Source organism: Deltaproteobacteria bacterium (assembly GCA_019308905.1).
GTDB lineage: Bacteria > Desulfobacterota > BSN033 > WVXP01 > WVXP01 > JAFDHF01.
The window spans coordinates 13,260-27,401 of the sequence record JAFDHF010000066.1 but is presented as its reverse complement, the minus strand read 5'-3'; the positions used below and the strand labels follow the sequence as shown (position 1 = coordinate 27,401).

Genomic DNA, 14,142 nt, shown 5'->3' with positions numbered 1-14,142 from the left:
CGAAGGCGGCGCCACGCCCTCGATTGACTTCACGGTCTTCCTCCACTATAATCCAGCACGGATCGAGGGCACCGGGGCCTCGGAGGACCGACACCAGGAGAGAGGAGACGCAATGGGAGAAAACAGTTTTCTTGCTTTTGCCGGCGGTACGATCATCGACGGCACGGGAAAGGATCCGGTGGAGGACGCGGTCCTGGTCGTCCACGGGGCGGTCATCGAGGCTGTGGGGAGCAGAGGCGAGGTCGAAGTCCCTGCCGGGTGCGAGGTCGTCGATGTCTCGGGAAAGACGGTCATGCCCGGCATGTTCGACTGCCACTGCCACGTATCCCTGATCACCATGAGTATCGAGAAAAGGCTCTTCACTCCCAAGACCGTGGAAATTTTTCAAACTGCCCAAATGATGAGACGGACACTCCATGCAGGATTCACCACTATCCGGGAGCCGGGAATACTCAATGACATCGGTCTCAGAGAGGCCGTGGAGATGGGTCTGGTCGAAGGCCCGAGGCTTGTGCTTGCAGGCGGAATCGGCCAGACCGGAGGGCACTTCGACGAGTACTATCCCCGCGGCGTCGAGGTCCCGCTGCTTGAGGCCGAGATCTGCGACGGGGTGGCCGAGGTCCAGAAGGCCGCGAGAAGGGTTCTCCGCAGAGGGTTTGATTTCATAAAGGTCTGTGTCACAGGCGGTGTTGCCTCACCCGCCGATTCGCCGGAATACACGGAGTGGACCCTTGAGGAACTGAAGGCGATTGTCCATGAGGCATCGGCCCGGGGCAAGGCCGTCATGGCCCATGCAGAGGGGACAGAAGGGATAAAGAACGCGATCCGTGCCGGCGTCCGGACCGTGGAACACGGCAGCATGCTCGACGACGAGGCGGTCGAGATGTTCCTTGAGACTGGCACCTACCTGGTCCCGACGATCGTCGTTTTCGAGACGCTCGTGGAGCGCGGGGAGGAGATGGGCCTCACCCCGGTTTCACTGGCCAAGGCCAAGCGCCTGAGAGATACTCACCTCAAGAGCTTTTCCAGGGCGGCTGCAGCGGGAATCAGGATCGCCCTCGGGACAGACGCCATCCACGAAGAGATGCACGGCAGGAACGCCCGCGAGCTTGAACTCATGGTCCGCCACGGGTTCACCCCCATGCAGGCCCTTGTAGCGGCCACAAAAACCTCGGCCCAGGCCTGCCGGCTCGACGACAGGCTCGGCACCCTGGAGGCGGGCAAACTGGCCTCCCTCCTGGTCGTGGCCGGCGATCCCCTGAAGGATATCTCGATTCTCCAGGAGCCGTCGCGCCTTCTCGCGGTGATGAAGGAAGGGGCCTTCTCGGTGGACAGGCTGGGCCGCCAGGCTCCCACGGCCTGAGGATCGCCGGGCCGGGTAACCGACACGACAGGAGAAGAACCCGAGCCGAGATGAAGATAGGGGGAAGAGGCTCCTCCCGGTGCCATCGCCCTTTTGGGGAGTTCCCCCATTTCGTGGAAACCTCTTGTTCCAGAGCGACATTGCGGAAGCGGTGGGGTACCCATCGGGAATGTTCGTGATTCGTGTTCGTGGCTCGTGATTCGTGTTCGTGGCTCGTGATTCGTGTTCGTGGCTCGTGATTCGTGTTCGTGGCTCGTGATTCGTGTTCGTGATTCGTGTTCGTGATTCGTGTTCGTGGCTCGTGATTCGTGCGCGTGTTCGTGGTGCGTGTTCGTGGTTCGTGTTCGTGGGGAAAAGGTAGGGATTTCCCACCCGCGAACCTTGATAGGGTCACCGCGTGAGCTCAGGAGCGAGGGGACAAGGGTGTTCTCCTGCCAAAACAGGAAAAAATCGTGAAGTCATATACTTGCAAGAATCCTGGGCCGAAAACTCAGGAAACTCCACTCCATTTTCCCTTGCCAAAAAGACCGGCCGGTGCTAGATTCTGCAGGAAATGGTTTCACCCGATCAACACCTCCTCCAGGTCCAAGAGCTGAGGACGTATTTCTACACCTTCGAGGGCACTGCCAGGGCCGTCGACGATGTGAGCTTCTCCTTGAACAGGGGCGAGACCCTCGGACTGGTGGGGGAGTCGGGCTGCGGCAAGAGCGTAACCGCCCTGTCGATCATGCGGCTCGTGCCCGAGCCTCCCGGCAGAATCGTCCACGGAAGGGTCGAGTTTGACGGGACAGACCTGCTCAAGCTTTCCATGGACGAGATGCGCCACGTACGGGGCAACCGTATCTCGATGATCTTCCAGGAACCCATGACCTCTCTGAATCCGGTCTTCACCATCGGCGACCAGATCTCGGAGATGTTCATCCTCCACCAGAAACTCGGCAAGAAGGAGAGCTGGAACCGAGCGGTAGAGATGTTGAGGCTGGTCCAGATCCCCTCCCCTGAAAAGCGGATCCGCGAGTATCCCCATCAGCTTTCAGGGGGGATGCGGCAGCGGGCGATGATCGCCATGGCCCTTTCCTGTGACCCGGAGATACTGATTGCCGACGAACCCACCACGGCCCTGGATGTTACGATTCAGGCCCAGGTTCTCGATCTCATGCTCAAGCTCAAGGAGGATTTCGATGCCGCCATCATCCTGATCACCCACGACCTCGGGGTGGTCGCGGAGATAGCCCAGCGGATCGAGGTGATGTATGCCGGCAAGGTGGTGGAGGAGGCTGAAACCATCGCCATCTTTGAGGACCCGAAACACCCCTACACCCGGGGCCTTCTCAGGTCGATCCCCAAGCTGGGCCAGAGGGCCCGTTACGGCCGCCAGCGCCTCCAGGAGATCTCCGGGATGGTTCCTAGCCTCTACGAGTTGCCTCCTGGATGCACCTTCTTCCCCCGGTGTCCCGAGGCCAAGCCTGTGTGCCGGAGGGAAGCCCCTCGGCTGATCGACCTCGGTGGCTCCCACAAGGTAAGGTGCTGGCTCTATCAGGACGGATAAGGCGGGCGGATGCGAGATGGACGAGCTTCTCTCGGTCTCAGACCTCAAGGTCCACTTCCCCATAAAGAAGGGGCTCTTTTCCCGAACGATCGGCCATGTCTATGCCGTCGACGGAATCAGCTTCACCCTGAAAAAGGGCGAGACAATCGGTCTGGTGGGTGAAAGCGGGTGCGGCAAGACGACCACCGGTCTGGCCGTCCTGAGGCTTATCGAGCCCACCTCGGGAAGGGTCGTGTTCAACGGGGTCGAGATGTCCGGGGTGGCCAAACCCGCCCTCAGGTCCCTGAGGAGGCAGATGCAGATCATCTTCCAGGACCCTTACTCTTCCCTCAACCCCCGGATGACGGTGAATCAGATCATAGCCGACCCCATGAACGTCCACGGCGTCTACCAGGGCCGCCAGAGGGAGGAGAGGATCGCCTATCTCCTCGAAAAGGTCGGCCTCACCCCGGAGCAGGGAAGGCGCTACCCCCACGAGTTCAGCGGCGGCCAGCGCCAGAGAATAGGGATCGCCCGCGCCCTGGCCCTGAACCCACAGCTCATCATAGGGGACGAGCCTGTCTCGGCACTGGACGTCTCCATCCAGGCCCAGATCATCAACCTGCTCATCGACCTCCAAGAGGAGTTTCGGCTCTCCTACATCATCATAGCCCACGACCTTGCGGTGGTGGAACACATCTGCGACCGCATAGCCGTCATGTACCTGGGGAAGATCGTGGAGACGGCCTCTTTTCGCGACCTCTATACCGACCCCAAACACCCCTACACTCAAGCCCTGCTCTCGGCCGTGCCCGTGGCGGATCCGAGAAGAGGCAGGGAAAGGATCATCCTGAAGGGGGACGTGCCCAGTCCCATCAACCCGCCCCCGGGATGCCGTTTCCATCCACGCTGCCCTTACCGGATCGAGCCCTGCGACAGGATCGAACCCTCGCTCAAGGGCCTGGGAGGCGACCGGCATGTGGCGTGCCATCTCTACTGATCCCACGGGGGAGCCTTTGCTGGGGTTCCGGGACCATCCCACGGAGAAAGGAGGTGAAAACCGTCTGTAATCCGGCCAAGACCAAGGCCGCTGCCTGCAATCCGAAAGGAGGAATGAAGATGAAAAAGACTCTCTGCTTTCTCTCCACTGTCGTTTTCGTCATGGCCTTTGTCGGTTTCGGGGGACAAGCCTGGAGCGCCTCTTCCATCGTGGTGGGTGTGGATTCGGGTCCCATCACCATGGATCCCGGCGGCTCTCTGGCAGATCCCAATTTCTCCGTCATGGCAAATCTCTTTGACGGCCTGCTCCAGCGCAAGGTGGACGGCAAGCTCTACCCGGCCCTGGCCGAGCGCTACGAGCACCCGGACCTGGTGACCTGGAAGTTCTATCTCAGGAAAGGAGTGAAGTTCCAAAACGGCAATCCCTTTACCGCTGACGACGTCAAGTTCACCCTCGAGCGTCTGAAGGATCCTAAGTGCTGCTCGGAGTTCATGGATCTGGGCAAGGAGATCGCCTCGGTGGAGATCATCGACGACTACACGGTCGTCGTCAAGACCGGCACTCCGGACCCCTCCTTTGATCAGAACCTCGACATCGTCTTCATGATGGACAAGGAGTCCACAGAGACGAGGGACCAGGGCGACGTAGGGGTCAAGCCCATCGGCACAGGAGCCTACAGGCTGGTTGAATGGGTCAAGGGGTCCTACGTGAAAATGACGGCCAACAAGGACTACTGGGAAGGTGCCCCGCCGATCGAAAACGTGGAGATCAGACCCGTCACCGAGTCTTCCACACGTTTCGCAGCCCTGGTCTCCGGAGAGGTGGAGATGATCTCGGGAGTACCCGTGGAGCTCTACGACAGGCTGGTCAAGAATCCCAAGATCGAGGTCGTCTCCCGCCCGGGCCGGAGGGTCATTTTCCTCGCCCTGGGAAACAAGCCGGGCGACCCTTGGGCCGACATGCGGGTCCGCAGGGCCATGTACATGGCGATCAACGAAGAAGAGATCATCACCAAGGTCATGAGGAGCCAGGCCTCACCGGCGAGCCAGCTTGCCGACTCGGCCATGGTCGGTTATGCAGAAGACATACAGAGGCTCCCCTATGATCCGGCCCGGGCCAGGAAACTCCTGGAGGAGGCCGGCTATGCCGACGGTTTCGATATCACCCTGGCAGGCCCGAACGATCGCTATGTCCAGGACGAAAAGATCTGCGAAGCCGTGGCCAAGTACCTGGCCAAGGTCGGGATCAGGTGCAAGCTCGACGTAAAACCAAAGGCCGTGTTTTTCCCGGAGATCGTGGCGGGTGACAAGTACGACTTCTATCTGCTCGGCTGGCTGTCCAATACCTACGACTATCGCCAGAACTACACCTTCCTCTTCTACACCCGGGGCCAGGAAAAGGGTTACGGCGCATGGAACGGGACGAGTTGGAGCGACCCCGCCCTCGACAAGCTCTTCGATGCCACCGACGGGATGGTCGACAAGGAGGAGCGCCGCGCAGCCCTGGAGGATCTCAACAGAAAGGTAATGGAGAGGATCGGCGTTATCCCTCTCCATTACGGGTTGAATACCTACGCCTTCCAGAAGGCGAGCGGGATCCGCTTCACCCCGAGACCCGACCGATGGCTGGTCTTCAAGGATATCTCCAAGGAGTAGTTTTTCACCGGAATGGGTGGGGCCCTCTACCTGGGGCCCTGCCTTCCGGAAAGGGGAGATTCGCGTACCCATGGCCACCTATATCACGCGCCGACTCATTCAGGGTGTCATCGTGCTCTTTTGTGTCTCCTTTATCTGTTTCCTGATTTTCCGCTACACGGGCGACCCGGTGGTTACCCTGGCCGGCGTATACGCCACTTCCAAGGACAGGGAGGAGATAAGGAAGGCCTACGGCCTGGACAAGCCCTTCTATGTCCAGTACCTCCGCTTCATAGCCAGTGCGGCCAGGGGCGACTTCGGAAACTCCTATGTGACCCGTGTCCCTGCACTGGGGCTCATCATGGAGAGAGTCCCGGCGACCGTGGAACTCGCAGTAACCGCCGTGGTGCTGGCCCTGGTGCTCGGCACGGGTCTGGGGGTGCTTGTCTCAATAAAACCGCACTCGGCGGCAAGCCGGCTGATCATGGCAGGCTCCCTTGGGGGGATCTCCATCCCGACTTTTCTGATCGGCGTTCTGCTGATCATGGTCTTTTCGGTCTGGCTGGGCATCCTGCCCCCCTTCGGCCGGGGCGAGACGGTTACCATCGGGTTCTGGCGGACCGGCCTTCTCACGTGGAGCGGGATATCTCACCTTGTTCTTCCGGCCCTCACCCTGACGGGTTACCAGCTCGCGGTGCTGCTGCGCCTGACACGGGCCGGGATGCGGGAGGTTCTCACCGAGGAGTACATAAAGACCGCATGGGCCAAGGGACTCTCCCCTTACCGGGTGATCTTCAAGCACGCCTTGAAGAACGTACTCATCCCCGTGGTAACCATGTCCGGCCTGATGCTTGGAGAACTGCTGGCCTTTGCCGTGGTGACCGAGACCATCTTCCAGTGGCCGGGCATGGGCAACCTTCTGCTCAAATCGATCTACGAGTCGGACCAGCCCGTGATCGTCACCTATATCATGCTGGCTTCGGTCATCATCCTCAGCATCAACATAGTTGTCGATATCATTTACGCCTTCCTCAATCCGAGGATTCGTTATGACTAGGGGTTTCCTGAGGTCGAAGTTCGTCTATGACTATCTCCGGGATCCCTCCGCCCTGGTGGGAAGCCTCATCCTGGTGCTCTTTGCTCTGGGCGCTCTGTTTGCACCCTTGATCTCACCCCAGAACCCCTATGACCTGAAGAAGGTCAGTCTCGAACACTTCCTCCAGCCCCCCATCTGGATGGAGGGAGGCCAGGCCCCCTATCTGCTGGGAACCGACGACCAGGGCCGCGACATATTGAGCACGATACTCTACGGGTGCCGGACCTCTCTGACCGTCGCCTTCGGGGTGGTCATAATAGCGGGAACCTTCGGGGTTGCCATGGGGCTTGTGGCCGGGTACTACGGCGGGCGCCTGGACGCGTTGATAATGCGGCTGGCCGATACGTTTTTTTCTTTTTCCACCACACTTATCGCCTTTCTCCTCCTGGGTGTATTCAAGGAGAAGGGCGTCGGAGTCGTAATCATGGCCATCTGTGTGGCCGACTGGGTCAGGTACGCCCGAACGATGCGGGGCAGCGTCCTGGAAGTCAAGGAGGAGGCTTACATCATGGCCGCCAGGAGCACGGGAGCCGGTGACTTGAGGATCCTGCTGAGACACCTCCTTCCCAATGCGATCCCCCCTGTCTTCGTGGTCATGGCAGTGGATCTGGCCGTGGTGATCATGATAGAGGCCACCCTCAGTTTTCTCGGGGTCGGGGTGCCCCTGACCGAGCCCTCCCTCGGCATGATGATCTCGATCGGAAAAGACTACGTCTACGCCGGAATGTGGTGGATGGTCGTCTTTCCGGGAGCGGCCCTGATCTTGCTTGTGGTGGGGATCAATCTCTTTGCAGACTGGCTCAGGGAGGAACTGAACCCCAAGATCGAACGCCAGGGCTGAGAAGCCTAGCAGGTCCTGCAGTCGGTGCGGCCGTCAAGAGGCGGGGCGGCCGTCTTCGACCGGCTACGACTCCAGGACCATGGAAATCGCGCCCTTGGGGCAGACTGCGGCGCAGATGCCGCACCCCTTGCAGCAGTCGTAGTCGATGACGATCCTGCCCGATACTCGACCGCCGGTTATGCAGAGGTCAGGGCAGAGAAGCCCGCAGACCTTGCACTTGCTGCATTTTGTCTCGTCGATGAGCGGTCTCTGTATCCGCCCTTCCACGATTCGAGAAGACTTTCCAACTCGCCCGGGAACCTCTCCCAATTCGAAGCCTCTCCTCAAGGCCTGGAGGTTGATCTGCCTGAAACGTTCCGGAACGTGATTCGAAATCGCCGATTCCATGGCGACTCGAGAGACAACGCCGGTCAGGGCAGTCAGGGCGCCGAGCATCACGACATTGGCGACCTGCTTGTTTCCCAGTTCGCGCACGGCCGCCTCCACGGCGGCAAGGCCCCTATGGACGGGGGCAGAGCGGGCCGGTCTTACCAGGTGGCTTTCAAAAATCACGAGTCCATCCCCCTTCACCTCCCCCGCGAACCGGTCATAGGCCTCCTGAGACATGGCCACCAGCACGTCTGCCTCCAGCACATGGGGGAAGTCGACAGGCCTGTCAGAGAGTACGACTTCGGCTCTGCACGCGGATCCCCTGGCCTGGGCTCCGTAGGAATTGGCCCCTGAGGCCCAACGGCCGTCGATGACAGCGGCACGGCCGAGGAGCAGGCCGGCCAGGACGATGCCCTGGCCGCCGAAACCACCCAACCGGATCTGAGTTATGCCGGGCATGGTACAAACTCCCCGGTCACGATCATCTCCTCACGCTCGGACTCGGACATCCGTTCGGCCTTTTTCAGCGTGACGCAGTGATCCATGAGATAGGTTATCATTTCGGCGGGCTGGTCGTAACGGTTTCTCCTCCCGAACTGGGTCGGACAGGGCGAGAGGACCTCGACGAAGGAAAATCCCCGATTTCCTATGGCCCTCTTTATCGATTCGATCAAGGCGAGTGGTTGGGTCACGGAAAACCGCGCTACATAGGTCGCCCCTGCCGCCTCCACGAGACGGCAGAGGTCGAAGGGTCGATATGGGTTTCCCCGAGGCGTGGTTGAGGTCACGGCCTCCACAGGCGTAGTGGAGGCTACCTGCCCGCCTGTCATGCCGTAGATCATGTTGTTGGCACAGATCACCGTGAGGTCGAGATCCCGCCGTGCAGCGTGGATTAGATGATTGCCTCCGATAGAGGAGAGGTCGCCGTCCCCGCTGATCACTATAACGGTCAGATCGGGGCTGAAGAGCTTGGCCCCTGTGGCAAAGGGGATCGCTCTTCCGTGGAGGGTGTGGAGGGTATCTGCCTGGAAATGGGGGCTGGGTATCCAGGCCGCGCACCCGATCCCGGATACGAAGAGAGTCCGGTCCATGTCCAATCCAAGGCCGTCCACCGCCCGGAGAATCGCCCCCATGAGAATCCCGTGACCGCACCCCGGACAGAAAGGAGTGCCCTTGAGGCCGGGACGGAGGTATTTTTCCATGACCCTCGCCATCAGACAAGCCTCCGGAGTTCCTCCATAATGCGGCCGGGATGGATGATCTCCCCGTCGGTCTGGCAGAGACTGACAACCCTTCTCCCCGTATGCTTGCGGATCTCTCCTGCCACCTGTCCCCGGTTCATCTCGGGGACGAGGATCCTCTCCACCCCTGGTGGGAGCCCTTCGATCTCCCTGTCCGGAAACGGCCAGAGTGTCTTGAGCCTTAGAAGGCCAAAGGGTTTTCCCTCTTTCCGGAGCTCCCGAACCGCATAGCGCGCACTTCGGGCGGTAAAGCCATACGCCACGACCACCGTTGTTGCACCCTCCAAGTCAAAGCACTCGACCTGTGTGATGGACCGCCTGGCCCTCAGGATCTTCTCGTTTATCCTCTCCACAAGGGCCGCGTGGACCTCGGGATCATCGGTCTTGCGGAACCCCCATGGGTCGTGAGTCGACCCGGTGACCAGGAGCCCGGCGCCTTCGCCAAAAGCCGGCATGGGCGGCACCAGATCCCTGCCCCCATCTCCAAAGGGAGGAGCCTCCTTGCCTTTTTTTCGATTGAAAATCTTGACGCTTTCCGGGATCTTCACATTCTCCCTCAGATGGCCTGTAGCTTCATCCGCCAGCACGACTACGGGGACTCTGAACCGTTCGGCCAAGTTGAAGGCCTCGACGGTGAGGTCGAACATCTCCTGGGCGGACCACGGAGAGAGGGCGATCACCTGGTAATCACCGTGGGATCCCCACTTGGCCTGCATCACATCTCCTGATCCCACACGGGTCGCCTGGCCTGTGGCAGGGCCTGCCCTCTGGATATCGACTATTACGCAGGGAGTCTCGGTAAAGGCCCCGTAGCCGATTGCCTCCTGCATGAGGCTGAATCCCGGTCCGGATGTGGCCGTCATGGCCTTGGCCCCTGCCCATGAGGCGCCGAGGACGGCGCAGATCGAGCCGATTTCGTCTTCCATCTGGATGAAGACGCCCCCGACCTCCTCCAGTCTCCGGGCCATCCGCTCCATGATCTCGCTGGAAGGGGTAATCGGGTATCCGCCGAAAAAACGGCATCCGGCTGCCAGGGCCCCTTCGGCAACCGCCTCATTTCCTGAAAGATAGTACTGGTTCGGTTTGAGAGAAACCTCTGTCTCTTGAAATCCCATTTCTCAAGACCATCCGCTCGGCACCGGTCCGCTGTTATCCTATCGAATCTATCCGGGTTGATCCATCCCCTCGGATCAATGCCCCTGCTTTGCAGCCGGACGTTTATTCCCGTGGCCGGAATCAACTCGCGGGTCCCTGTCTTCCCGCTCCCCGCAGGCCGGATACCGCCGCGGGTCTTGTACGCGGCCCACCAGTCACGAAAAGAGTCTTGCCAGCTCTTCGAGGAGCATGGCCACATCCTCGCAGGGGACTATCCCGTAGTCGGCCAGCCGGCCGGCTACGTCTTCCGGCAGATCCCTTCCCTCCACGGTCTGATTCAGCCTCCCCCCCATGAAGACGGGGACCTTCAGGGACCTCTTGCTGAACTCCTCCCTCAGGAGCCCGGCGAACTCATAGGCCATCCCGTTGTGGGTGCTGACGGCCAGGACCTCTGCACCGCACTCCGCAAGCGCTTCGGCGATCTGTCCGGGGCTTTTCTCCGGCCCGATGTTCAGGACTTCCATGCCCGCAGCCTTGAGGCCCCTCTCCAGGATGAACAGGGCATGCTCGTGGATATCTGTCGAGGTTATGACAGCTCTTCGACCTCTCAGCCCTCTGTATCGGAGGGGATCCCTGTTGATCGTTTCTTCCAAGGCCCGTGATTTCTCCTGGACCCCCTTGTAGTAGTCGACCGTCATGATCGGCCTGCGGCGGTGGAGATGGGATTCGTCCTTCACGCCCGCCCCGAACCGGGCCTCGAACTCACCCGGGCCCAGCTTCTTCAACACGTAGAGCATGCGAACAGGATCTTCCACATCGATTCCCGCGGCCTCGAGCCCCTCCAGGGCGCTCCGGAAAACCCTCTTCCCGGCCTCGACGAGGCGGTCTTTGCAAGCAACCTCCTCGGAAAAATCGACTCTGTCAATGAGCGCCCCAGCCGCCTCCTCCATCCTCCTGCCCAGAACCTGGACCTGGAGAATCTCCTGGGCACTGGGAACCCGAACGGCCTCTGTCACGGGAATGGGCGTTACGGCGTGACCTGTCGGGCAGTATAGCTGGGCGAGCACGTCCCAGAGTGTATAACCGGCCACAACCCCCAGGTTGAAATCCATGTCCTCCGTGTACGAGATGGTATCCCCGTAGAACATGCTTCCCACCAGGGAGTCCCCGAATATCTCCTTGAGAATCAGGACCCAGGAAAAGCGCATCCGAGGGTCGGAGGTCATTCCGCCGAAGCACGGGGCCAGGCTGGCGCCGATCAGATCTTCCAGGATATACCGCTCCATCATGACCCATCCCACGGTGGTCGCATAGTCGCCGAAAAGCGCCCCGTAGCCGTCATCGAGATAGGAGTGGACCATGGCCCCTCTCTCCTTGAGAGCGGCCATCATGGCCAGGGCCTTGGCCGTCTCGACGGTGGTAAAGACGTCGTCTGTCCAGCCCGGAATCTCGTGGGCGAAGAACTGCGAGAGGTTTCCGATGGTCGTGATTCCGGCACTCAGGGCCAGAGCGGTACTCTCCACGGAGTTTGGAAAGCCGATCATGAAATCCCCGGCATGAGGCTGTATGGGCGCGACCTGTCCCACCTCGTACCACTGGTCCATGGTCTCCAGCCTGGGCCCGGTCTCCCTGGGCATCTTCCTCCTCAAATCCGGCGGGAGCCCCATGGCCCGGTCAAGACAGAGGCCGAAGCGGTCGATTCTCAGGCCTCGCCTCTCCATCTCCCCATAGAGAAACCTAAGGGCTTCCGCCGTAGCCTCCCAGGAGTTCAGGCCGATGTGTGCGTGGAACATGACCCTCTTTTCGGAGATCATCCTCCTCTTGTATTCGGCCTCTGACCTGACGCCGAAGGTCTTCATGAAGGCGGTCCGGCCGATCTCTATGTCCCCGCCCCTTTCGAGCCCTTCATGAATGACCTCTCTTCCCGGCGGAAGATCGACTCTCCTGAGTGTATCGAGGTCCAGGTATCTGTTCATGGATCTCTGCTTTCGCCGGCTGGCGGCAAATGCAAATGGGACAAAAAGACAACGGATTGGAAGCCGGTATGACCTCCTCGAACGTCTCTCCGGAACTCCGGACAGACCCGTTCACGAGTCCCTGATGTTGCTTTTCGACTCTTTCTCCTTCTTTTCGGGTTCTGGTTTTTCCGGGCTGGATGAATCCCTGGCCGGCTCCGACTTCTTCTTGTAGTCGTTCACGTAGAAGCCGGGCCCTTTCAGGACGAAATTGGCGGGAGAAAGCACCCTGTGGGCTCTCTTGCCACAGTACTTGCACTCACGGACCTCCGCATCGTTGATACCCTGAAGAACCTCGAAGATATGTCCTCCTTCACACTGGTACTCGTAGATCGGCATGGCTCACTCCCGGCAGGACGGGCGGCGCGGGACAAGTCCCGCAGGACCTGTCCCGCAAACCCTCAGTTCATCTCGACTGAAATCTTCTTCGGTTTGGCCTCGGCTCTCTTGGGCAAGGAGATCTCCAGAACCCCGTTCTTGAGCCTGGCCTTGATCTTCTTTGTTTCAACCGTCTCGGGAAGGCGGAACGTCCTGGAAAAGGAGCCGTAAAAGCACTCGGTCCAGAGGTCGTTTCTCCCTTTTCCGCTCTTCTCGGACTTCTTCTCCCCCTTCAGTGTCATGTGATGGTCTTCGATGGAGAGTTGGATGTCCTTCGGATCGATTCCCGGGAGTTCGGCCCTCACCGTGAACCTCTTGTCATCTTCAGAGACGCGGACCGGCGGGCTCCAGACACACGCCGACGGAATGGGGCTGAGTTCATCGAAAAGGTCATCCACTTCGTCCTCGACAAGAGAGATCGTTGTAAATGGATCCCAGAGTATTGGCAACATGGTCATCTCCCCTTTCTTTATGGTTTTTCCTGATCTTCTTTGTCCGTCCTTCCACTCTGGAGGTAAGCACGATTTCCACCATTTCAAGGGGAGAACCCGGTTTTTCAACGCCCGGGCCTTCAAATTCACGGAAGACTCAGGTTCAGAGAGTCCCGGTCTTCCGCTAGATCCGGGATCTCCTTGGCAACAAAGGCCTTGAACCGCTTGATAATGTTCTTTTCGATCTGCCGGACCCGTTCGTGTGAGATTCCGTACTTGTTGCCCATCTCGTGGAGGGTGGCCGGGATGGATGCCAGGATGCGGTTTTCGAAGATATCGAGATCCCTCCCCTTCAGGGTCTTGCGGAAAGCCTCTATCTTCTCGTTGAAGAGAGTCCTCAGTTCCTCGTTGGCCATCCTCTCGTCCAGGTAGACCTCCTCGGCGGGGAGAAGATCGCCGAAACTGGTCCCGGAATCCTGCTCAACAGGCGCATCCAGGGATATCTCCCGGCTGCCCAGTCTCTGGTCCATGTCTATGACCTCGGACTCCTTCACATCCAGATTCCTGGCCAGCAGCTTAGGACCCGGAGTGTATCCCAGGGCCTCGAGCCTCTCCTTTTCTTTGCGCAGGTTGAAGAAGAGCTTTCTCTGGGCCTGGGTCGTTCCGACCTTCACGAGCCGCCAATTCTCCATGATGAAGCGAAGGATATACGCCCTTATCCAGAAGGAGGCGTAGTGGGGCAGGCGCACGCCCCGGTAAGGGTCGAACTTCTTGACCGCCAGCATGAGGCCGATGTTGCCCTCCTGGATCAGATCGAGAAGACTCGCCATCCAGCTGTTGTAGTACTCCAGGGCGATTTTCACCACGAGTCTCAGGTTGGAAACGACCAGTTTGTAAGCGGCCTCGATATCCCCCTTTTCCCGGTACCGGATGGCCAGAGCCTTCTCCTCCTCTGCATCGAGGATAGGATAACTCCTCACCTCTGCAAGGTACCGCTGGAGTGGGTCGAAACGAGCCGGAGGGTGGATCTCGCGGAGGCTTTCCCTGTCGGTCTCATCGAAGGATTCTGGTTTCTCGATAGTCGTCAACCCCTCGGCTTTCATGGAATCTTACCCAAAGGTAATCAGTGACCGCCCTTTTGTCAACAAGGC

General features: G+C 59.8%; 13 protein-coding genes. 6 read left to right on the top strand and 7 right to left on the bottom strand.

Translation table 11 applies throughout. The features are described from left to right. Positions 1 to 112: 112 nt before the first annotated feature. From JRJ26_17080 to JRJ26_17055, 6 genes are all read left to right on the top strand, one after another. Entirely contained in the window at positions 113 to 1,363 is a 1,251-nt protein-coding gene (locus tag JRJ26_17080) for an amidohydrolase family protein (GenBank protein MBW2059203.1), read from the top strand. Positions 1,364 to 1,916: 553 nt separating this feature from the next. Continuing rightward, entirely contained in the window at positions 1,917 to 2,912 is a 996-nt protein-coding gene (locus JRJ26_17075) for an ABC transporter ATP-binding protein (protein MBW2059202.1), read from the top strand. A gap of 16 nt (positions 2,913 to 2,928) precedes the next feature. After that, the gene (locus JRJ26_17070; protein MBW2059201.1) at positions 2,929 to 3,891 is read left to right on the top strand and encodes a dipeptide ABC transporter ATP-binding protein; all 963 of its coding nucleotides are present in this window, start codon (positions 2,929 to 2,931) and stop codon (positions 3,889 to 3,891) included. 119 nt (positions 3,892 to 4,010) lie between these two features. Then, a complete protein-coding gene (locus tag JRJ26_17065) occupies positions 4,011 to 5,546 on the top strand; it encodes an ABC transporter substrate-binding protein (GenBank protein MBW2059200.1) in 1,536 nt (511 codons plus the stop codon). 70 nt (positions 5,547 to 5,616) lie between these two features. Further along, entirely contained in the window at positions 5,617 to 6,582 is a 966-nt protein-coding gene (locus JRJ26_17060; GenBank protein MBW2059199.1) for an ABC transporter permease, read from the top strand. Continuing rightward, positions 6,575 to 7,462: an ABC transporter permease gene (locus tag JRJ26_17055; GenBank protein MBW2059198.1), complete on the top strand. Its 888-nt coding sequence runs from the start codon at positions 6,575 to 6,577 to the stop codon at positions 7,460 to 7,462. The genes JRJ26_17060 and JRJ26_17055 overlap by 8 nt, the downstream gene beginning before the upstream one ends. A 63-nt stretch (positions 7,463 to 7,525) precedes the next feature. On the opposite strand, the gene JRJ26_17050 is transcribed toward JRJ26_17055, so the two are convergent. The 7 genes from JRJ26_17050 to JRJ26_17020 all read right to left on the bottom strand — a co-directional run bounded on the left by JRJ26_17050 (position 7,526) and on the right by JRJ26_17020 (position 14,094). Further along, the gene (locus JRJ26_17050; protein ID MBW2059197.1) at positions 7,526 to 8,290 is read right to left on the bottom strand and encodes a 2-oxoacid:acceptor oxidoreductase family protein; all 765 of its coding nucleotides are present in this window, start codon (positions 8,288 to 8,290) and stop codon (positions 7,526 to 7,528) included. Continuing rightward, positions 8,278 to 9,045, bottom strand: coding sequence for a 2-oxoacid:ferredoxin oxidoreductase subunit beta (locus JRJ26_17045; GenBank protein ID MBW2059196.1), 768 nt, complete (start codon positions 9,043 to 9,045; stop codon positions 8,278 to 8,280). The genes JRJ26_17050 and JRJ26_17045 overlap by 13 nt, the downstream gene beginning before the upstream one ends. After that, the gene (locus JRJ26_17040; GenBank protein MBW2059195.1) at positions 9,045 to 10,187 is read right to left on the bottom strand and encodes a 2-oxoacid:acceptor oxidoreductase subunit alpha; all 1,143 of its coding nucleotides are present in this window, start codon (positions 10,185 to 10,187) and stop codon (positions 9,045 to 9,047) included. Before JRJ26_17040 ends, JRJ26_17045 begins: the two co-directional genes overlap by 1 nt. Positions 10,188 to 10,382: 195 nt before the next feature. Continuing rightward, positions 10,383 to 12,143 (bottom strand): cobalamin-dependent protein, encoded by a 1,761-nt coding sequence (locus JRJ26_17035; protein ID MBW2059194.1) that lies wholly within the window; start codon positions 12,141 to 12,143, stop codon positions 10,383 to 10,385. A gap of 111 nt (positions 12,144 to 12,254) precedes the next feature. After that, positions 12,255 to 12,521: a zinc ribbon domain-containing protein gene (locus JRJ26_17030; GenBank protein ID MBW2059193.1), complete on the bottom strand. Its 267-nt coding sequence runs from the start codon at positions 12,519 to 12,521 to the stop codon at positions 12,255 to 12,257. 62 nt (positions 12,522 to 12,583) lie between these two features. Continuing rightward, positions 12,584 to 13,012: an Hsp20/alpha crystallin family protein gene (locus tag JRJ26_17025; GenBank protein MBW2059192.1), complete on the bottom strand. Its 429-nt coding sequence runs from the start codon at positions 13,010 to 13,012 to the stop codon at positions 12,584 to 12,586. A gap of 125 nt (positions 13,013 to 13,137) precedes the next feature. Further along, positions 13,138 to 14,094: an RNA polymerase factor sigma-32 gene (locus JRJ26_17020; protein MBW2059191.1), complete on the bottom strand. Its 957-nt coding sequence runs from the start codon at positions 14,092 to 14,094 to the stop codon at positions 13,138 to 13,140. Positions 14,095 to 14,142: the final 48 nt, after the last annotated feature.